The organism is Pseudomonas sp. JR33AA (assembly GCF_021378985.1).
GTDB lineage: Bacteria > Pseudomonadota > Gammaproteobacteria > Pseudomonadales > Pseudomonadaceae > Aquipseudomonas > Aquipseudomonas alloputida.
In genome coordinates, this window is record NZ_JAJSAW010000001.1 from 148,320 (window position 1) to 169,072 (window position 20,753).

A 20,753-nucleotide genomic window follows, 5' to 3' on the forward strand; every position below is an offset into this window, starting at 1 on the left:
TCATGCGACCTGAAGCCAACCCCTCACTGCCGCTCAATGAGTTATTCATCATCATCGAAGTTGTACATACCCGGCGCAAGGTTCTCGAACCGAGTGTACTTGCCGATAAACGCCAGGCGTACGAAGCCGATGGGGCCGTTACGCTGTTTGCCGATGATGATTTCCGCCACGCCCTTGTGCTCGGTCTCGGGGTGGTACACCTCGTCGCGGTACACGAACATGATCACGTCGGCGTCCTGCTCGATTGCACCGGATTCACGCAAGTCGGAGTTCACCGGGCGCTTGTTGGGGCGCTGTTCCAGCGAGCGGTTCAGCTGCGAAAGGGCAATGACCGGGCAGTTGAATTCCTTGGCCAGGGCCTTGAGCGAGCGGGAGATCTCGGAAATTTCGTTGGTACGGTTGTCACCGGCCGACCCCGGAATCTGCATCAGCTGCAGGTAGTCGACCATGATCATGGCGATTTCACCATGCTCACGGGCCAGGCGGCGGGTACGCGCGCGCATTTCCGAGGGGCTGATACCCGCCGTATCGTCGATGAACAATTTTCGGTCGTTGAGCAGGTTCACTGCCGAGGTCAGGCGCGGCCAGTCGTCATCGTCCAGCTGGCCGGAACGGACCTTGGTCTGGTCGATACGCCCCAGGGACGAGAGCATACGCATGATCAGCGACTCACCTGGCATCTCGAGGGAGAACACCAGCACCGCCTTGTCAGTACGCAGTACGGCGTTTTCCACCAGGTTCATGGCAAAGGTGGTCTTACCCATCGACGGACGGCCGGCGACGATGATCAAGTCTGCCGCCTGCAGGCCGCTGGTCTTCTCGTCCAGATCGGTGTAACCGGTGGAAATACCGGTAATGTCGCTGTCGGAGTTGAACAGCGTGTCGATGCGGTCGATGGCCATGGTCAACAGTTCGTTGACGCCTACCGGGCCGCCGGTTTTAGGCCGTGCCTCAGCGATCTGGAAGATCTGCCGTTCGGCATCGTCGAGAATCTCGGCAGCATTGCGCCCCTGCGGGTTGAACGCGTTATCGGCGATGTCGGTACTGATGCTGATCAGCTGGCGCAACGTGGCCCGCTCGCGAATGATCGCGGCGTAGGCCTTGATGTTGGCCACCGAAGGGGTGTTCTTGGCCAGCTCGGCCAGGTAAGCCAAACCGCCGACTTGCGAGGACAGGCCTTCCTTGTCCAACTGCTCGTGCAGGGTCACCACGTCGAATGGCTGGTTGGCGTCGGCCAACTTGTGCACAGCGCGGAAGATCAGCCGGTGGTCATGCCGGTAGAAATCGCCGTCCGACACCTGGTCCAGCACCCGCTCCCAGGCATTGTTGTCCAGCATCAGGCCACCGAGCACGGCCTGTTCGGCCTCGATGGAATGCGGCGGTACCTTAAGGGCTGCGGTTTGCAGGTCAAGCTGTTCGGAGGTGGTGATCTCGTTCATGGCCACGAAAGAATTCTGGAGGATGAAAAAGACAAAGGGCACGGCCTGTCTAAAACAGGACCGTGCCCGATGTTAACCGCCTGACTCGCAAGGAGCCAGCCAGTTAGCGCAGCTTAGGCAGCTACGACGACCACGCGTACGGTGGCTTCAACGTCGCTGTGCAGGTGCACGGCTACGTCGTATTCGCCAACCTGACGGATGGTGCCGTTCGGCAGACGAACTTCAGCCTTGGCCACTTCAACGCCGGAGGCGGTCAGGGCGTCAGCGATGTCGTGGGTGCCGATCGAACCGAACAGCTTGCCTTCGTCGCCAGCAGTGGCAGTGATGGTCACTTCCAACTCGGCCAGTTGGGCAGCGCGGCTTTCAGCCGAAGCTTTCTTGTCAGCGGCTGCTTTTTCCAGCTCGGCACGACGCTCTTCGAACGCAGCCAGGTTGGCGGCGTTGGCAACGGTGGCCTTGCCGAATGGCAGCAGGAAGTTACGGCCGTAACCAGCCTTAACTTTTACTTTGTCGCCCAGGTTGCCCAGGTTAGCGACTTTTTCCAGCAGGATCAGTTCCATTTGGTAAAACCTCTTAACTTTTAACCTTCACCGTTCGCGGAGTCTTTCCCCGGAGGGGACTTGCGACCGCGAAAATCAATCAGGCTGTCGACAATGGCCAAAACCATCAGCAACGGATAAATCAGCTGCATGATCAGCGGTAGCGTCACGTACATCCCCACCAGCCAGAAACCGGCCAGTCGGCCCTGTGCCACCAGCCCGTGCATCAAGGCGATGCCGGCCAGCACCAGTACCAGGCTGGAAGCCGATGCCAGGATGATGAACTGCGGGCCGATAAACGGCGCCACCACCATCACTGCCACCAAGACCGCCATGGTCTGTTTCGGCAACTTCAGTTCGCGAAACTCGCGACCGAAGCCTCCAGGGTTGTACAACGCTGCCTGCCAATAGCGCGCCAGCATCAACGCCAGCACACTGAACAATTGCACCGTCACTGCTGTGGAAGCGACCAGCACAGGGCGGATCAGCTCACCGGAGAGCACCGGTTGCCCTTCGATTTGCGGCATGGCCTCGGCAAACGCCTTGGCCAGCACATCGAAGGTTTGCGCCAGCGCCAGATCAAGCACGAGGCTGAAAGCCACGGCGAACACGGCACTGGCGAGCAACACCCGGCTCCAGGGGTGCTCGGCACGCAACATGGCGGCCAAGGCCAAGGCACCCGCAATCACCAGAAAGGTGATGGGATCGCCCATGACCCACACGGCCAGCCCGGCCAGCAAGCCGCCAGCGATGACCGATGTAGCATCCTTGAACCCACGCCGCAGCAGCACAAGGCTGCCGGCAGCGGCACTCAACCAGAACAGCAGCGGCAATACCGCGCTGATGACCACCACCAGGGTGGCCTGCACACGACCGCGCATGATGAAACTTGCTAACGCTCGCATGCTAATCCCTTACTGCTTGTCGACGACCCGGTCTCAGCGGCCGTGGCTGTCGGTGTAGGGCAGCAGGGCCAGGAAGCGGGCGCGCTTGATAGCGGTAGCCAGCTGACGCTGATAACGAGCTTTGGTACCGGTGATACGGCTTGGAACGATCTTGCCGGTTTCGGATACGTAAGCTTTCAGGGTGTTGAGATCTTTGAAGTCGATCTCTTTCACGTCTTCAGCAGTGAAGCGGCAGAATTTACGACGACGGAAGAAACGTGCCATTTAATAGGCTCCTCTAAAGGTCCGTGGATTACTCGTCAGCGTTATCGCTGGAGTCGCTGTCATTGCTGTCGTCGCCTTCGGCGGAGTCAGCATGCTCAGGACGCTCGCGACGCTCACGGCGCTCGCTGCGGTTCTCTTCAGCCTTCAGCATCTCGGACTGGCCGGTAACGGCTTCGTCGCGACGGATGACCAGGTTACGGATAACGGCATCGTTGTAGCGGAAGTTGTCTTCCAGCTCGGCCAGGGCCTTGCCGGTGCACTCAACGTTCAGCATCACGTAGTGAGCCTTGTGAACATTGTTGATTGCGTAGGCCAGTTGACGACGGCCCCAGTCTTCCAGGCGGTGGATCTTGCCACCATCTTCTTCGATCAGCTTGGTGTAACGCTCAACCATGCCGCCGACTTGTTCGCTCTGGTCCGGGTGAACCAGGAAGATGATTTCGTAATGACGCATGAATGCTCCTTACGGGTTAGTAGTCTGCCAGTGAATCTGGTCAGACAAGGAGTGAATGACACTGTATGTCTTGCACGGAGGGGAGGCACATGAGCGCCTGCCAGCTCGGCAAGGGGCGCAATTGTAGAGAAGCCGGGACGCACAAGCAAGGTAATTGGTGAATATTTGAACAGCCTGAAACATATTCACAGGCTGCCGACCCATTCGCGGGTAAACCCGCCCCTACAGGGGAACGCAATCACCCCGTAGGAGCGGGTTTACCCGCGAATGGGCCGGCACAGGCTGAAGATCAGCGCTTGGCCTGACGCTGACGCACGGCTTCGAACAGGCAAACCCCGGTCGCCACCGACACGTTGAGGCTGCTGACGCTACCGGCCATCGGCAACTTCACCAGGAAGTCGCAATGCTCACGGGTCAGCCGGCGCATACCCTTGCCTTCCGCCCCCATGATCATCACCAGTGGCCCGGTCAGGTCTTGCTGGTAGATCTCCTGCTCGGCCTCGCCAGCGGTACCCACTACCCACAGGCCACGCTGCTGCAACTTCTCAAGCGTACGCGCCAGGTTGGTCACAGCCACCAGCGGAATGACTTCTGCCGCACCACAAGCCACCTTTCGCACAACCGGCGTCAGCGTCGCGGACTTGTCCTTGGGCACGATCACTGCCGTGGCGCCGGCCGCATCCGCGGTACGCAGACACGCGCCGAGGTTGTGCGGGTCGGTCACGCCGTCCAGCACCAGGATCAGCGGCGGCGTTTCTGTGCGCTCAAGCAGCTCTTCGAGCATCAGCTCGCCCCACACCTGGCTCGGGCTGACCTCGGCTACAACGCCTTGGTGCACGCCTTCGACCCAGGCATCCATCTCTCGGCGCTCGGCCTGGCCGACCGGCACGCGGTTTTCCGCGGCCAGCGCCAGCAAGGTCTCGAGGCGTGGCTCGCTGCGCCCTTCCGACAGCCAGATCTGCTTGACCCGCTTTGGATGGTGCTGCAGCAACGCCTGCACGGCGTGTACGCCGTAGATTTTTTCCAGCTGACTCATGAATTGCTCTTGCTTTTGCGTGGCGCGCCGGACTTCGGCGGGCCTTTACGGTGCTTGGTCGGCTTGCCGGACGGCTTGCCACCTTTCTCCGATTTGCTGCCAGCACTGCTGCGCGCGTCGGTCATCAGCGCCTTCTTCATCTCGCGGCTTTTACGGACTTCAGCGTTACGCTGCACAGCATCCTTGGGGAAGTATGCTTCGGACGCTTCGCTTTTGCGGCTGCGCGGCTTGGGCGTGGCTTTCGCCTCGGTTGCCGGCTGCTGCTCGGCTTTTTCGGCAACCGGTGCGGTACCACGCTGCTTGCGGCCGATCGGTGCGGCGAGGGTCTTTTCCGACACTTCGAAATCGATCTTGCGCTCATCCAGATCAACACGCATGACCTTGACTTCGATGGTGTCGCCCAAGCGGAAGCTGCGACCGGTGCGCTCGCCAGCCAGGCGATGGTGTACCGGGTCGAAGTGGTAGTAGTCACCTGGCAACGCACTGACGTGCACCAGGCCCTCTACATAGATATCGGTCAGCTCGACGAACAGGCCGAAACCGGTCACCGCAGTGATCACACCCGGGAAGGTCTCGCCCACGCGGTCTTTCATGAACTCGCACTTGAGCCAGTTGACCACGTCACGGGTAGCTTCGTCGGCCCGGCGCTCGGTCATCGAGCATTGCTCGCCGAGCTGCTCAAGGGTGTTTTCGTCGTACGGGTAGATACGCGCCTTGGGAATGCTCATGGCACCGGCACGCTTGACGTGCGGGGTATCCACCTTCGACCGGATGACGCTGCGGATGGCGCGGTGCACCAGCAGGTCCGGGTACCGGCGGATCGGCGAGGTGAAGTGCGTGTACGCCTCGTAGTTCAGGCCGAAGTGGCCGTTGTTCTCGGTGCTGTACACCGCCTGGCTCAGCGAGCGCAGCATGACCGTTTGGATCAGGTGGAAATCGGGGCGCCCGGCGATGCTCGCCAGCAAGGCCTGGTAATCCTTCGGCGACGGGTCCTTGCCCTTGTGCAGGCTCAGGCCCAACTCGCCCAGGAAAGCACGCAGCTTTTCCAGGCGCTCCGGTGGCGGGCCGTCGTGCACGCGGTACAACGCCGGCACACCGTGCTTTTGCAAGAACTCGGCAGTGGCCACGTTGGCCGCCAGCATGCATTCCTCGATCAGCTTGTGGGCATCGTTACGCACGGTTGGGCGGATTTCCGCGATCTTGCGCTGATCCCCAAAGATGATGCGGGTTTCCTGGGTTTCGAAGTCGATGGCGCCACGCGTGTGACGCGCCTCCACAAGCACCTTGTACAGGTTGTACAGGTTTTTCAGGTCGGGCACGACTTCCTTGTATTCCTCGCGCAGCGCCTTGCCCTCGCGGGTGCGGGCATGCTCGAGCATGCTGCTGACCTTGTTATAGGTCAGGCGCGCGTGGGAGTGGATCACGCCTTCGTAGAACTGATAGTCGACCATCTGGCCGGCTTTGTTCATGGTCATTTCACAGACCATGGCCAACCGGTCGACATGCGGGTTCAGCGAGCACAGGCCGTTGGACAGCTCCTCGGGAAGCATCGGCACCACGCGCTCGGGGAAGTACACCGAGTTGCCGCGCTGCTGGGCTTCGACATCCAGGGCAGAGCCCAGACGCACGTAGCTGGACACGTCAGCGATGGCCACGTACAGGCGCCAGCCACCGGAGAACAGACGCAGCTTGCCCAGCGGTTCGCAGTAAACGGCATCGTCGAAGTCGCGGGCGTCTTCACCGTCGATGGTGACGAACGGCAGATGGCGCAGGTCGACACGCTTCTCTTTGTCCTTCTCCTCGACTTCGGAGCGGAACTTGCGTGCCTCCTTGACCACATCATTAGGCCAGACGTGCGGAATGTCGTAGCTGCGCAGAGCAACGTCGATTTCCATGCCCGGCGCCATGTAGTTGCCGATGACTTCGACCACATCGCCTTGCGGCTGGAAGCGCGGCGTTGGCCAGTGGGTGATCTTGATCTCGACGAACTGGCCGATCTTGGCACCGCCGTTGCGCCCGGCAGTCACCAGCACTTCCTGCTGGATCTTCGGGTTGTCCGGCGTCACGTAGCCGATGCCGCCCTCTTCGAAATAGCGGCCGACCACGCTTTCGTGGGCACGGGAGATGACTTCGACCAGCACGCCTTCACGGCGACCACGGCGGTCTACACCGGAGACGCGGGCCAGGCCACGGTCGCCGTCGAACACCAGTCGCATCTGCGACGGGCTGAGGAACAGGTCTTCGCTGCCGTCATCGGGAATAAGGAAGCCGAAGCCGTCGCGGTGGCCGGAGACGCGACCGCAGATCAGGTCCAGCTTGTCTACCGGGGCATAAGTGCCGCGCCGGGTATAGATAAGCTGGCCATCGCGCTCCATGGCACGCAGGCGGCGGCGCAGGGCTTCGATCTGGTCTTCTTCGTACAGACCGAACTCTTTTGCCAGCTCCTCGCGGGCAGCAGGTTCGCCTCGGTCGGCGAGACGCTGCAGGATCAGCTCACGGCTGGGAATGGGGTTGTCGTATTTTTCCGCTTCGCGAGCGGCCTCGGGATCGAGGGATTGCCAATCGGCCATCAGAAGGGGTTCACCTTGGGGTATATAGATAGGAATTCTGGCATAGACGTATTGAAACCGGAAATGTCTGCCTTGGACAGCCCCCGCTGCAGTGCATAAACAGCAGAAATAGGCTTGTGGAATCAACAAGTTGAATTTTTTGAATTTTTTTTCGATTGGGGGCTTTACAGCCTTGGGGAGCGTCCGTATAGTGCGCACCACAACGACGGACAACCCCGAAGTTGTAGTAGAGTTGAACGACGCTGTAAAGCATCAAGTAACCTCGAATGTGTGCCCAGGTGGCGGAATTGGTAGACGCGCTGGTTTCAGGTATCAGTGACCGCAAGGTCGTGGAAGTTCGAGTCTTCTCCTGGGCACCAAGTATTTTCAAGTAACAGATGACCAAGGATCTGTTACTACTGCGTGAAAGCGAACGATAGTCGCCTTCTGCAGATGATGTAAAGCTTTGCCCAGGTGGCGGAATTGGTAGACGCGCTGGTTTCAGGTATCAGTGACCGCAAGGTCGTGGAAGTTCGAGTCTTCTCCTGGGCACCATACAAAAACCCACTAGCTTGCTAGTGGGTTTTTTCTTGTCTGCGATTTTTGCGCCCCCTTCCCCGATACGCGCACGCGGTAGGAGCGGGTTCACCCGCGAAGAGGCCGGTACAGGCAACAAACCTCCCCCCTTGCACCATGGTCTGACCATGAATTTCTCGTCACCCGGCCACTTGAGAAACAATTTCGTTTACCATTGTTTCCAAATATGTAGCCGTAAGCGAGGAAGTACCCGCATGACGATCCGCCCGCAACCGCTGATGCGTACCCTGGCCGCCGCAGTGCTGAGCCTGGTCATCGGCGCTCCGGCCGCCATGGCAGACGCACCGGTCACGCTGACCATGTACAACGGTCAGCACAAGGAAATCGGCGAAGCCATTGCCAAGGCCTATGAGGCCAAGACCGGCATCCACATCGACATCCGCAAAGGCAGCAGCAACCAGCTGGCCAGTCAGATCATCGAGGAAGGTGACCGTTCGCCGGCCGACATCATTTATACCGAAGAGTCCCCGCCCCTGAACAACTTGGGCGAGCTGGGGCTGCTGGCCAAGATTGACGACGCCACCTTGAACATGATGCCCAAGGAGTACGTTGGCGCCAACGACACCTGGATGGGTATCACCGCCCGTACGCGCATCGTGGTGTACAACCCGAAGAAAGTCGATGAGAAAGACCTGCCGACCACGGTAATGGACTTCGCCAACCCTGAGTGGGAAGGCCGCGTCGGCTACGTCCCCACCAGCGGTGCGTTCCAGGAACAGGCCGTGGCCATTCTGAAGATGCACGGGCGCGAAGCCACCGAGGAATGGTTGACCGGCCTGAAAGCCTTCGGCAAGACCTACACCAACAACATGGTTGCCCTCAAAGCCGTGGAAAAAGGTGAAGTGGCTGCGGTACTGGTGAACAACTACTACTGGTACGCGCTTGAACGCGAACGCGGCAAGCTGGACACCAAGCTCTACTACCTGGCCGACGGCGATGCTGGCAACCTGGTCACCATCTCCGGCGCGGCCGTAGTCAAGGCCAGCAAACACCCGAAAGAAGCCCAGGCCCTGCTCAACTGGATGGCCAGCGAAGAAGGCCAGCGCGTGATCACCCAGACCACCGCCGAGTACCCGCTGCACAAGGGCATGGTTTCTGACCGGGGCCTGAAACCGTTCGACGAACTGCGCCCACCGAAGATCTCGCCAGCCGACCTGGGCAATGCCGAGGAAGCGATCGAACTTGAGCGTGAGGTCGGCCTGCTCTGATGACTGCCGCCCTGTCCGAACCGGTGCCGGTACGCTTCGTACCGCGCCGCAAGCGCCCTTCCATCTGGGTTGTGCTGCCTGTGCTGTGCCTTGTGGCAATGAGCCTGCTGCCACTGGCTTATGTCGCCATCAAAGCCTGGGAAGCCGGCTGGCGCGAAGCTTTGCACCTGCTGTGGCGGCCCTTTGTCTGGGGGCTGATGCGCAACACCCTGATGCTGATGGTCGGGGTGACGCTGACCTGCATGGTGGTCGGCCTGGCCCTGGCCTGGCTGCTGGAGCGCAGCAACCTGGCCGGTCGCCGGTTGTGGGGCGTGGTGCTGTGCCTGCCATTCGCCGTGCCGTCGTTCGTCAGCAGCTTCACCTGGGTATCGCTAAGTTCGGACTTTGAAGGCCTGGGCGGCGCGATCATGGTCATGGCCCTGTCCAAATACCCGCTGGTGTTTCTGCCCGTTGCCGCGACCCTGCGCAACCTCGACACCTCGCTGGAGGAGTCGGCCCGCACCCTGGGTTGCAGCCGCTGGGGTGTGTTCAGCAAAGTCACCTTGCCACTGCTGTGGCCGTCGATGCTCGGCGGTGCACTACTGATCGCCCTGCATATGCTGGTGGAGTTTGGCGCATTGTCGATCCTCGGCCTGCAAACCTTTACCACGGCGATCTACCAGCAGTTCGAACTGGAGTTCAGTAACGCCAACGCAGCCATGCTGTCTGCCGTGCTGCTGGCGATGTGCCTGGCAATGCTGTGGCTGGAACTGCGGGTGCGCGGCAAAGCCCGTCATGTACGCATCGGCCAGGGCGTAGCACGGCGTGCGCAACCGGTGCGGCTGCGCGGCTGGGCGGTGCTGGCGCAACTGTTCTGCGTGGGCCTGGCGGTGCTGGGCAGCGGCATTCCGCTGGCGATGCTCGGTTACTGGCTGAGCGTGGGTTCGTCGGCGGCATTCCCGGTGGCCGCCATCTCGAAGGCGCTGTTCACCTCGCTGTCGGTGTCGCTGGGCGGTGCTGGCTTCTGTGTGCTGCTGGCGCTGCCTATCAGCTTTTTGGTGGTGCGCTACAAAGGCCGCCTGGCAATCTGGGCCGAGCGCCTGCCTTACCTGCTGCACGCCCTGCCCGGCCTGGTCATTGCCCTGACGCTGGTGTTCTTCGCCCTGCACTACGTGCCGGCGCTGTACCAAACCACGGCACTACTGCTGCTGGCCTACGCGCTGCTGTTCCTGCCACTGGCTCAGTCGCCGGTACGCACCGCATTGAACAAGGCCTCGCCAACGCTGGAAGAAGCTGCGCGCACCCTGGGTGCAAGCAGTTTTGCCGCGTTCTGCCGGGTGACCTTGCCGATCATTTTCCCGGCCATGGCCGCGGCTTTTGCACTGGTCTTCCTGGATGCCATGAAGGAGCTGACGGCTACCCTGCTGCTCAGCCCGACCGGCATGACCACCCTGGCCACCGAAGTGTGGGCGCATACGGCCAACGTCGAGTTCGCGGCGGCGGCACCTTATGCGGCGCTGTTGATCGTTGTGTCGGGGCTGCCGGTGTATTTGCTGACTACGCGGATGTACCTGAACAAGGCTTGATCCGCGTCGCCTTCATCGCCGGCAAGCCATCAGATGTTACGTATCATCCGGCGGACGATTGGCCCATGAGCCTTGCCGACGGGCAGCATGTAGAGGCGGCCGAAACGATTGAAGCACTGCACCGAGGTGGTCACATTCAAGCGTTGCCGGCCCTGCTCTGCTTCATCCAGATCCACCGCCGGCACCTGGTCGGGGTTGTGCGATGAAAAACCGTGGTGGATGGCACGGGCTTCGCCCGTGTTCGCGGGCAAGCCCGCTCCCACAGGGATCGCGCCAGCTTTTAGAAATTGAGCAAGACAGTCGCTCCCACACAGAACGCATCAGCCGATCAGGCGCGGAATTGGCCAAGGCTGGCCCGTAGCTGCGCGGCCAGGTCATCCAGCACCTTGCTGCTGGCTGTTGTCTGCATCACCACTTCGGCCGAGCGCTCAGCCTGGGCATGGATAGTCTCCACCCGCCCCCGCACAGCCTGCGCCCCGTTTGCCTGCTGCTCGGCTGCGCGGGTGGCCAGGCCGATGGCCGCATGCACCTGCTCCACCGCCGCCTGCACAGACTGCTGCCGGCGCTCGTTTTCTCGTAGTACCAGCAACCCTTCGCTAGCCTTTAGCCCGGCCTGGCTGATGGTCGCCACGGCTTCCTTGGCGCCCTTCTGCAGCGCAGCGATATGGGCCTGGATATCCCCGGTGGAGCTCTGCGTCTTACTCGCCAATGCCCGTACCTCATCAGCCACTACGGCAAAACCACGCCCGGTTTCACCCGCACGGGCTGCCTCGATGGCGGCATTCAGGGCCAGCAGGTTGGTCTGTTCGGCAATCCCGTGAATCACCGTCAGCACCACTTCGATCTGCTCGCTCTGCTTGGCCAAGCGCTCGATCACCTGAGAGCCGGCATCCACCTGCCCGGCCAGGTTCTCGATCAAACCCGCCAGCTGGGTCGAGGTGCGGCTGTTTTCATCCGTGGCCTGGCGGATATCCACCACCTGCTGCAACGCCGCCTGCATCGCATGGCTTTCGGCCTGGGCTTCGTCGGCCATGCTCGACAGGTCGCGCAGGCTCGCCGCCACTTCGTCGCGCTGCAACGCGGCGGCAGCATCGGCACCGGCATTGCGCTGAGCCATCGCGCCAATCTCGACACCGGTGCGCTGCGCCACTTCGCCCGCCTCGCGCACAATCGGCTGCAACTTGTCGACAAAGCGGTTCACTGCCGAGGCCATGTCGCCGATTTCATCTCGGCTGTCGAGCAGCACGCGCTTGGTCAGGTCACCTTCGCCGGCCGCCAAGTCATCGAGGGCGGCAATCAACAGGCGCAGTTTGCTCAGTACCCGGCGGCCTAGCACCAGAGCCACCACCACCAGCACCCCGACGCCGACCAGCACCAGGCCCAGGCCAATCCGCCAGCGCAGTTCGGCAGCGGCATCGCGCACAGTCTGTGCGGTATTGGCCTGCATCGCTGCAGCACTGCCTTGCGCCTTCTCCAGGCGCTCACGCAGGGTTTTGCCGCTGTCGGCTGCGGCACCCACCAGGCTGTCGCCAACCAGTTGCTCACCGCTGGCAATCAGCGCCGCGAAGCGCTGGTCCAGGGCCTTGAGCTCCTGGTCGATGCCCGCCGTGGAAACCCCCATCACCACCTTGCCGATTTCCGCGCCATTGGGGTTGATCGAGGCTTCGACGAAGTACACTGCCGGGTCACGCCGGGCAGCATCAATTACCTTGTCCAGCGCACGCTCACCCTGGCCCTTTTCCAACAACGCCTGGTTGATCGGGTTTTGCCGGTTCAGGTAACGGGTCAGGTGCTGGCCTTGAGCATCGTCGTAAACCACGAACAGTACGCTGGGGTTGCGCTGGGCACGCCGGGCGAAATCCGAGAGCACCGGCACGTCGTTGTCCCAGATCGCCCGCGGAGCAACCGAAGCCAGCAGCACAGCCATGTCGTTGGCGGAGTCCTTGAGGTTCTTCTCCAGGGTGCTGCGAAGTTGCTGCTGTTCGCCTTGCAGGCGCTCCGACAACCCTGCGCTCAGCCGCTGACGGGTACTGCTGGACAGGCCGTCGAGCCCAGAGCGCACATCTTGCCCGGCCTGCTCCAGATCGCCTGCGAGTTGGCGGCTGTCACTGCCCAGCCGTTCGGCAAGGTCGGTCTCCAGGGCAGTGACCGTGCTTCGGGTGAGCGCAACGGCAACCAGCACCTGCACCAAAAGAGCGATACCAAGGGCAACAAACACAGGCCGCAAGAGGCGGCTTCGTAACAGTGAGAGGATGGCAGACACGGTGTAACCCTCGTGTTTTCTGGCGCCACTATTTTGATGGCATCTACAGAAACTTCTTACAGCAAGGGTTGTGCCGTAGGCAGCGGGGAAATGCGCCAAGGTCTAGCAATGGGGTTTCGTGAGCCGGCTTTTTCGCGGGTAAACCCGCTCCTACACAACGGCCTGGGGCCGTGTGCCCACACCCGCGAATACGGTAGCAGCGGCGACGGTGGACTGCCGGTGGACATTGGCCAGGACAGACATACCCACAAATGAAAACGCCGCAGCCCTTCTCAGGGCCGCGGCGTCAGATCAGCCTGGAGGGCAGATCAGGCGAACGGATGACGCAGCACGATGGTCTCGTTGCGGTCCGGGCCGGTCGAAATGATGTCGATCGGCGCACCAACCAGCTCTTCGATGCGCTTGATGTAGTCACGCGCAGCTTGCGGCAGCTCTTCCAGGGTTTTCACACCCAGAGTCGACTCGCTCCAGCCTGGCATCTCTTCATACACCGGCTCCAGGCCAATGTAGCTGTCGGCATCGGAAGGCGCGTCGATTACGGCACCGTTCTCGTTCTTGTAGCCGACGCAGATGTTGATGGTTTCCAGGCCGTCCAGTACGTCCAGCTTGGTCAGGCAGATGCCCGAGATGCTGTTGACGTCAATGGCGCGACGCAGGATCACGGCATCGAACCAGCCGCAACGACGGGCACGACCTGTGGTGGAACCGAACTCGTGGCCACGCTTGGCCAGGGTAGCGCCGGTCTCGTCGAACAGTTCGGTCGGGAACGGACCGGAACCCACGCGAGTGGTGTAGGCCTTGGTGATACCCAGGATGTAGTCCAGGTACATCGGGCCGACGCCGGAACCGGTGGAGATACCGCCAGCAGTGGTGTTCGAGCTGGTGACGTACGGGTAGGTGCCGTGGTCGATGTCCAGCAGCGAGCCTTGGGCGCCTTCGAACATGATGTCCTTGCCGGCACGACGCAGGTTGTGCAGCTCGGCGGTGACGTCGAGCATCATCGGCTTGAGCTGTTCGGCGTAAGCCATGCACTCGTCCAGCGTCTGCTGGAAGTCGATGGCTGGCTCTTTGTAGTAGTTCACCAGCTGGAAGTTGTGGTAATCCAGCAGCTCACCCAGCTTGGCAGCGAAACGCTCGCGGTGGAACAGATCACCCACGCGCAGGCCGCGACGTGCCACCTTGTCTTCGTAGGCTGGGCCGATACCACGGCCGGTGGTGCCGATCTTGGCTTCGCCACGGGCTTTTTCGCGGGCCTGATCCAGGGCCACATGGTACGACAGGATCAGCGGCGCAGCCGGGGAAATGCGCAGACGCTCGCGCACCGGTACGCCTTTCTCTTCCAGCTTGGTGATTTCACGCATCAGCGCATCCGGGGCGACGACCACGCCGTTACCGATCAGGCACTGTACGCCTTCACGCAGGATGCCGGACGGAATCAGGTGCAGAACGGTCTTTTCACCGTTGATCACCAGGGTGTGGCCCGCATTGTGGCCACCCTGGTAGCGCACTACGGCGGCAGCATGTTCGGTCAGCAGATCGACGATCTTGCCTTTGCCCTCATCACCCCACTGGGTGCCCAGGACGACGACATTCTTACCCATTACATTGGTCCTCATTCACGCAAACTTGGTTGCCGGCCTGTTGCCGACGCAGAAACTCACTGGGCCAGCGGCAGAACCTGCCAGCGCCCGTCTTGCTGAATCAATTGCCGATCACAATCCGCCTCGAGAGCAGCACTCAACGGCTGGCCAGGCAGAGCCTGAACCACACGCTGGCCCTCGTTGCGCAACTGGCAGACTTGCTGCCAGAGGGCCGCATCGCCACTGTCCGGCATCCAGATGCCGCCAGTTGGCAATACGACCTCCGCTCGCCCCAGTGTGACCAGGGTCTTCAAATCCGTGGAGAAACCAGTGGCCGGGCGCGCCCGGCCAAAGTCGGCGCCGATATCGTCGTAGCGCCCGCCCTGGGCGATCGATTGGCCTTCGCCCGGCACGAACACGGCGAACACTACGCCCGTGTGATAGTGGTAACCACGCAGCTCGCCGAGGTCGAAGTACAGCGGCAGGTCCGGGTAGCGCGACGCCAGGCGATCAGCGATCGCCAGCAGGTCGTCCAGGGCCGCCAGCACGCTGGCCGGGGCGCGACCGAGGCGCACGCGGGCTTCAGCCAGCACTTCACGACCACCACACAGCTCGACCAGGGCGCGCAGCATGCTGCCCAGGTCTTTCGGCAGGTCGGCGGTCAGCGCCTGCACTTCATCGACGGCCTTGCGCTGCATGGCGTCGAACAGCTGCTGTTCGACCGCGCCGGACAGGCCGGCAGCACGGGCCAGGCCGCGGTAAATGCCGACGTGGCCCAGGTCCATGTGCACATCTGGCACATCGGCCAGTTGCAGCGTGGCGAGCATCAGGCTGATGACTTCGACGTCGCTGGTAGGGCTGGCATCGCCATACAGTTCGGCACCCAGCTGGATCGGGCTGCGCGAGGTGGACAGGGCACGCGGCTGGGCGTGCAGCACGCTGCCGGCATAGCACAGGCGGCTCGGGCCCTCACGGCGCAATGTGTGCGCATCGATACGCGCTACCTGCGGGGTGAAGTCGGCGCGGAAGCCCATCAGGCGGCCGGACTGCGGGTCCACTACCTTGAAGGTGCGCTGATCCAGGTCCTGGCCGGCGCCGGTAAGCAGCGACTCCAGGTACTCGATATGCGGGGTGACGACCAGTTCGTAGCCCCAACTCTGGAACAGGTCCAACACCTGGCGGCGCGCGATCTCGATGCGCGCAGCCTCAGGTGGCAGTACTTCCTCGATGCCATCTGGCAGCAGCCAGCGGTCTACCGTTGCCATTACGCCATTTCCCCTCTGGTCCGGGCGGCTTGCCAGCAGGCAAACCGTCAGAAAAGCCGGTATCGCGCACAGCAGCGGGCAGCACTGATCCCAGCGCAGCCACCGTACCCGACACCCTCAAATTGCCTTGCGAGCTGACCAAACTGTCAACCGGCGCTGTGCCAATCAACCTTGCAGACGCAAAAAAGCCGGGAAATTTCCCGGCTGCCTCATCATACACCCCTTTTCATTCAGGATGCACCCCGCCTGGTGCATTAGCTGCCAGGCGGGGTGCCGCTGCATGAAAATCAGGGCCTGAGCATCACGGTCTGCTCTTGTCCAGGTAACGGAAGAATTCGTTCTTCGGGTCCAGGACCATCACGTCGCTCTTGCTCGAGAAGCTCTCGCGGTAAGCCTGCAGGCTACGGTGGAACGCATAGAAATCAGCGTCCTGGCTGTAAGCCTTGGCATAGATGGCGGCCGCTTGGGCATCGCCATCACCACGGGTTTCTTCTGCTTCGCGATAAGCCTCGGCCAGCAGCACACGGCGCTGACGGTCGGCATCGGCACGGATACCCTCAGCCAGCTCGTTACCCTTGGCACGGTGCTCGCGGGCTTCACGCTCACGCTCGGTGCTCATGCGGTCGAACACGCTGCGGTTGACTTCCTTGGGCAGGTCGATGGCCTTGACGCGCACGTCGACCACCTCGATGCCCAGTTCCTTGCTCGCCATGCGGTTCAGCGATGCAGTGATGTCAGCCATCAATGCATCACGCTCACCGGAAACCACTTCGTGCAGGGTACGTTTACCGAACTGGTCGCGCAGGCCACTTTCCAGACGACGCGACAGACGCTCGTCGGCGATCTGCTTCATGCCCGACGTGGCGGTGTAGAAGCGTTCAGCATCCTTGACGCGCCACTTGGCGTAGGCGTCGACCATCACCGCTTTCTTTTCCAGGGTCAGGAACCGCTGGGTAGGCGCGTCGAGTGTCATCAGCCGGGCGTCGAACCTGCGCACCTGGTTCACGTACGGAATCTTCACGTGCAGGCCTGGCTGAACATCCGCCTGGACCACCTTACCGAAACGCAGCAGTACCGCCCGCTCGGTCTGGGACACGATGTAGAAGCTGTTCCAGGCCACAATGGCCAGGACCACGGCGGCGATCAGGGCGATCAGCGATCTATTGCTCATCAGCGGCTCTCCCTAGTACGCAGCGGCTGCTGTTGCTGTTGCATGTCCTGCGCCGCACGAGCGGCGGCATCGTTGGCCGATGGCGACGCGCTGGTGGTTGGCACGGACGGCTTGCGGCTGCCTTCGACCATCTTGTCCAGCGGCAGGTAGAGCAGGTTGCTCTGCCCGTCCTTGGTTGCCACCATCACCTTGCTCGAGTTGCTGTAGACCTCTTGCATGGTCTCCAGATACAGACGCTCACGGGTTACCTCAGGTGCCTTGCGGTACTCGGCAAGCAGCTTGGTGAAGCGGTCTGCCTCACCCTTGGCGCGGGCAATGACTTCGTCGCGGTAACCATTGGCGTCCTCGATGATGCGCTGGGCCTGACCACGGGCTTCCGGCACCACGCCATTGGCATAGGACTCGGCCTGGTTGCGGGCACGCTGCTCATCTTCGCGGGCGCGGATCACGTCGTCGAAGGCTTCCTGCACTTCACGCGGGGCTGCCGCGCTCTGTACGTTGACCTGGGTAACGGTGATACCGGTACGGTAGTTGTCGAGGAAGCGCTGCAGGCGTTCGCGGATATCCACGGCCATCTGCTCACGACCTTCGGTCAACACCTGGTCCATCGAAGTGGAACCCACCACGTGGCGCAGGGCGCTGTCGGTCGCGTGCTGCAAGCTCACCTCAGGCTGGTCGACGTTGAGCACGAAGTCCTGCAGGTTGCTGATCTTGTACTGGACGGTCAGCGGCACCTCGACGATGTTCTCGTCTTCGGTCAGCATCTGGCCCTGCTTGGTGTAGGCACGCTCACGCGTGACGTTTTCCATGTACTTGCGATCAATCGGCGGGAAGTAGATGTTCAGGCCGGGACCGACCGTCTCATAGTACTTGCCGAAGCGCAGCACAACCGCCTGCTCCTGCTCGTCGACCACATACACGGCGCTGTACAGCCAGATTGCAGCCAGCACCGCCAGGCCGATGCCCAGCAGGCCCAGGCCACCGCCCTTGCCGACATTGCGATCACCGCCGCCACGTTTCTTGCTGCCGCCGAACATGCCATTCAGGCTGTCCTGCAGTTTGCGGAAGGCCTCGTCCAGATCCGGTGGACCTTTCTTGTCACCACCGCCACCACCGCCACCGCGGCGGCCGCCCCAGGGATCCTGATTGTTCGAGTTGCCACCCGGCTCGTTCCAAGCCATAGCGCTCTCCATCTGATAAAGCAAAGACGCGCCCACGGCGCGCCGTCCAATGCTACAGAATGCCTGTCACTGCTGCCCGGCGACCTCGACGAGCATTTATTGCAAAGTGTGTTGCTGGACAAACACTTGCGGCTCCATGCCTTCGCGGCTGACCAGTCGATTCAGTTCGACCATGGGCAGTCGCACGCTCAGCAGGCTGCGCCCTTCTTCATCATGCTCTTCACTCTGCACGGCACCCAAGGCAAAGAATTGCGCGCGCAAGCGGGCAAAACGCTGCTCCAGGCACAGGGTACCGACAAACAGATCATCCCCCAGCAACTCGGCAACTGCCTGGCCAACCAGCTCCAGGCCACGCCCATCGCGTGCCGATACCCAGACCCGTTCCGGCTTGCCATCGGCATTGCGCTGGATCTGTGGCTCGACATCTTCGAGCAAGTCGAGTTTGTTGTACACCTCCAGGATCGGCAACCCCTCGGCACCAATCTCGCCCAGCACCGCCAGCACCTGCTCGATCTGCTCCATGCGCTCTGGCTCATGGGCGTCGATCACATGCAGCAACAGATCGGAGTTGCTCGACTCTTCGAGCGTAGCCCGAAATGCCTCGACCAGCTTGTGTGGCAGGTGGCGAATGAAGCCTACGGTGTCGGCCAGCACGATCGGCCCCAGGTCGTTGAGCTCGAGCCGGCGCAGGGTCGGGTCGAGGGTGGCGAACAACTGGTCCGCGGCATACACCTCGGATTCGGTCAGGGCGTTGAACAGCGTGGACTTGCCGGCGTTGGTATAACCCACCAGCGATACCGAGGGGATATCCGCGCGCTTGCGCCCGCGACGCGCCTGCTCACGCTGGCTGCGCACCTTCTCCAGGCGTGACTTGATCTGGCGTATACGCACCCGCAACAGGCGGCGGTCGGTTTCCAGCTGGGTTTCACCCGGGCCGCGCAGGCCGATACCACCTTTTTGTCGCTCAAGGTGAGTCCAGCCGCGCACCAGCCGCGTGCTCATGTGCTCCAGCTGGGCCAGTTCGACCTGCAGCTTGCCTTCATGGGTACGCGCCCGTTGGGCGAAGATATCGAGGATCAGCCCGGTACGGTCGAGCACACGACACTCGAACACACGTTCAAGGTTGCGCTCCTGACTGGGCGTGAGGGTGTGATTGAAAATCACCAGGTCTACCTGTTCGGCATGGACCAGGTCGTGCAACTCTTCGACCTTGCCACTGCCAATCAGGTATTTGGCGGAAGGCTGATGCCTTGTCACCGTGACCAGCGAGACGATGTCGGCACCGGCCGACAATGCCAACTCCTGAAACTCCTGCGGGTCTTCGCGCGCCTCAGGGTTCTGACCTTCCAAGTGAACGAGCAACGCCCGCTCACCACCACCGTGGCGCTCAAAGAACAATGCAGGCTCCTATCAGGCGTTGCCTGGCTCGCTGTCGCCGTGCTCGCTGTCGGTCGGGCTTGGCAGGCGGACCGGACGGGCCGGAACTACGGTCGAGATGGCGTGTTTGTAGACCATCTGGCTGACGGTGTTCTTCAGCAATACCACGAACTGGTCGAACGATTCGATCGAGCCCTGCAGTTTGATACCGTTGACCAGGTAAATGGATACCGGGACCTTTTCTTTTCTCAAGGTGTTCAAGTAAGGGTCTTGTAGCGAATGCCCTTTTGACATATGCCGCACTCCTGTAAGGATAAATAATAGAAAATCAATAAAAACGATAAATTAGGCCGCCCCTTCGCAAGAATAGACGGCAATCAGCAGGGACTCAGCTCAATATGGAGGTGGCCCCAAGGTATTTCAAGGTGCGGGACAGATTGTCGCAGGCCAGGCTGTCAAGCCAATGCACGTCAGGCCAGCCACGCAACCAGGTGAACTGCCGCTTGGCCAGCTGCCGGGTAGCAATGATACCGCGTTCACGCATCTCATTCTCAGTCAGCTTGCCATCCAGGTAATCCCACACTTGCCGATAACCCACTGCCCGTATAGACGGCAGCCCGGCGTGCAAGTCACTTCTGGCTCGCAGCGATCGGACCTCGTCAACGAAGCCCTGTTCCAGCATCTGCGAAAATCGTAACGCAATTCGCTGATGCAAAATGTGACGATCTGTAGGAGCAATCGCCAAACTGGCGACAGTATAGGGCAAATGTCCGCCTGCGCCTGCGTCTGCGCCGCGACTTTCCGCGAATTGACGCTGGCGATGAACTGTCATGCTCTCGCCGCTCACCCGATACACCTCCAACGCCCGGATCAGCCGCTGCGGGTCATTGGGGTGGATACGTGCCGCAGACTCCGGGTCGACGTCGGCCAACTGGCGGTGCAGCTCGGCCAGGCCCAGGGCTTCAGCCTGTGCCTCCAGCTCGGCGCGCACCGCCGCATCGGCCGCTGGCATGTCAGCCAGGCCATCGATCAACGCCTTGTAATAGAGCATGGTGCCACCGACCAGCAGCGGGATCTTGCCGCGCGCGGTGATCTCGGCCATGGCCTCCAGCGCGTCGGTACGGAACTGCGCGGCCGAATAGCTCTCGGCCGGGTCGCGAATGTCGATCAGCCGGTGCGGGTGGGCGGCGAGGATTTCTTTCGACGGCTTGGCCGAACCGATATCCATGCCACGGTAGACCAGTGCCGAATCGACGCTGATCAGCTCACACGGCAGCACCGTGGTCAGTTCGATGGCAAGGTCGGTCTTGCCGGCCGCCGTCGGACCCATCAGGAATATTGCAGGGGGCTTGCCGCTCAT

General features: G+C 61.6%; 17 protein-coding genes, 2 tRNA genes and 1 pseudogene. 4 read left to right on the forward strand and 16 right to left on the reverse strand.

Annotated features, from left to right (window positions below; translation table 11 throughout):
- Nucleotides 1-41: 41 nt before the first annotated feature.
- The 7 genes from dnaB to rnr form a co-directional block, all read right to left on the reverse strand.
- On the reverse strand, nt 42-1,439 hold the full coding sequence (gene dnaB, locus LVS58_RS00700; protein WP_010955472.1) for a replicative DNA helicase: 1,398 nt from the start codon (nt 1,437-1,439) through the stop codon (nt 42-44).
- A 113-nt stretch (nt 1,440-1,552) separates the two neighbouring features.
- The gene (gene rplI, locus LVS58_RS00705) at nt 1,553-1,999 is read right to left on the reverse strand and encodes a 50S ribosomal protein L9 (RefSeq protein ID WP_003249568.1); all 447 of its coding nucleotides are present in this window, start codon (nt 1,997-1,999) and stop codon (nt 1,553-1,555) included.
- Nucleotides 2,000-2,019: 20 nt separating this feature from the next.
- On the reverse strand, nt 2,020-2,883 hold the full coding sequence (locus LVS58_RS00710; protein WP_012053856.1) for a hypothetical protein: 864 nt from the start codon (nt 2,881-2,883) through the stop codon (nt 2,020-2,022).
- 33 nt (nt 2,884-2,916) lie between these two features.
- Nucleotides 2,917-3,147 (reverse strand): 30S ribosomal protein S18, encoded by a 231-nt coding sequence (gene rpsR, locus LVS58_RS00715; RefSeq protein WP_003249563.1) that lies wholly within the window; start codon nt 3,145-3,147, stop codon nt 2,917-2,919.
- A 28-nt stretch (nt 3,148-3,175) separates the two neighbouring features.
- Nucleotides 3,176-3,601 (reverse strand): 30S ribosomal protein S6, encoded by a 426-nt coding sequence (gene rpsF / locus LVS58_RS00720; protein ID WP_003249557.1) that lies wholly within the window; start codon nt 3,599-3,601, stop codon nt 3,176-3,178.
- Nucleotides 3,602-3,890: 289 nt separating this feature from the next.
- Complete coding sequence (gene rlmB, locus LVS58_RS00725) at nt 3,891-4,637, reverse strand: 23S rRNA (guanosine(2251)-2'-O)-methyltransferase RlmB (RefSeq protein WP_003249554.1); 747 nt, start codon at nt 4,635-4,637, stop codon at nt 3,891-3,893.
- Nucleotides 4,634-7,207, reverse strand: coding sequence for a ribonuclease R (gene rnr / locus LVS58_RS00730; RefSeq protein WP_233689498.1), 2,574 nt, complete (start codon nt 7,205-7,207; stop codon nt 4,634-4,636). Before rnr ends, rlmB begins: the two co-directional genes overlap by 4 nt.
- A 272-nt stretch (nt 7,208-7,479) precedes the next feature.
- On the opposite strand from rnr, the gene LVS58_RS00735 reads away from it, so the two are divergent.
- The 4 genes from LVS58_RS00735 (at nt 7,480) to LVS58_RS00750 (ending at nt 10,556) form a co-directional block, all read left to right on the forward strand.
- Nucleotides 7,480-7,566 (forward strand) — tRNA-Leu (locus LVS58_RS00735).
- Between the two features lie 88 nt (nt 7,567-7,654).
- Nucleotides 7,655-7,741 (forward strand) — tRNA-Leu (locus LVS58_RS00740).
- Nucleotides 7,742-7,977: 236 nt separating this feature from the next.
- The gene (locus tag LVS58_RS00745; protein WP_233689499.1) at nt 7,978-8,991 is read left to right on the forward strand and encodes an extracellular solute-binding protein; all 1,014 of its coding nucleotides are present in this window, start codon (nt 7,978-7,980) and stop codon (nt 8,989-8,991) included.
- Nucleotides 8,991-10,556 (forward strand): ABC transporter permease, encoded by a 1,566-nt coding sequence (locus LVS58_RS00750; RefSeq protein ID WP_233689500.1) that lies wholly within the window; start codon nt 8,991-8,993, stop codon nt 10,554-10,556. Before LVS58_RS00745 ends, LVS58_RS00750 begins: the two co-directional genes overlap by 1 nt.
- A gap of 29 nt (nt 10,557-10,585) precedes the next feature.
- Here LVS58_RS00750 and LVS58_RS00755 read toward each other — a convergent pair.
- From LVS58_RS00755 to miaA, 9 genes and pseudogenes are all read right to left on the reverse strand, one after another.
- A pseudogene (locus LVS58_RS00755) lies at nt 10,586-10,735 on the reverse strand (DUF2867 domain-containing protein); the annotation flags it as partial.
- 149 nt (nt 10,736-10,884) lie between these two features.
- Nucleotides 10,885-12,819 carry a methyl-accepting chemotaxis protein gene (locus tag LVS58_RS00760; protein ID WP_233689501.1) on the reverse strand — a complete coding sequence of 645 codons (1,935 nt, stop codon included), beginning with the start codon at nt 12,817-12,819 and terminating at the stop codon, nt 10,885-10,887.
- Between the two features lie 308 nt (nt 12,820-13,127).
- A complete protein-coding gene (locus LVS58_RS00765) occupies nt 13,128-14,420 on the reverse strand; it encodes an adenylosuccinate synthase (RefSeq protein ID WP_003249542.1) in 1,293 nt (430 codons plus the stop codon).
- Nucleotides 14,421-14,476: 56 nt separating this feature from the next.
- Nucleotides 14,477-15,664 (reverse strand): ATP phosphoribosyltransferase regulatory subunit, encoded by a 1,188-nt coding sequence (locus LVS58_RS00770; RefSeq protein WP_010955481.1) that lies wholly within the window; start codon nt 15,662-15,664, stop codon nt 14,477-14,479.
- Nucleotides 15,665-15,965: 301 nt separating this feature from the next.
- Nucleotides 15,966-16,835, reverse strand: coding sequence for a protease modulator HflC (gene hflC / locus LVS58_RS00775; protein ID WP_003249538.1), 870 nt, complete (start codon nt 16,833-16,835; stop codon nt 15,966-15,968).
- Nucleotides 16,835-18,016: an FtsH protease activity modulator HflK gene (gene hflK / locus LVS58_RS00780; protein ID WP_233689502.1), complete on the reverse strand. Its 1,182-nt coding sequence runs from the start codon at nt 18,014-18,016 to the stop codon at nt 16,835-16,837. The genes hflC and hflK overlap by 1 nt, the downstream gene beginning before the upstream one ends.
- Before the next feature lie 96 nt (nt 18,017-18,112).
- On the reverse strand, nt 18,113-19,414 hold the full coding sequence (hflX, locus tag LVS58_RS00785) for a ribosome rescue GTPase HflX (protein WP_003249534.1): 1,302 nt from the start codon (nt 19,412-19,414) through the stop codon (nt 18,113-18,115).
- Between the two features lie 12 nt (nt 19,415-19,426).
- Nucleotides 19,427-19,687, reverse strand: a complete 261-nt coding sequence (gene hfq / locus LVS58_RS00790) for an RNA chaperone Hfq (RefSeq protein ID WP_003249532.1) — start codon at nt 19,685-19,687, stop codon at nt 19,427-19,429.
- Nucleotides 19,688-19,781: 94 nt separating this feature from the next.
- The gene (gene miaA / locus LVS58_RS00795) at nt 19,782-20,753 is read right to left on the reverse strand and encodes a tRNA (adenosine(37)-N6)-dimethylallyltransferase MiaA (RefSeq protein WP_233689503.1); all 972 of its coding nucleotides are present in this window, start codon (nt 20,751-20,753) and stop codon (nt 19,782-19,784) included.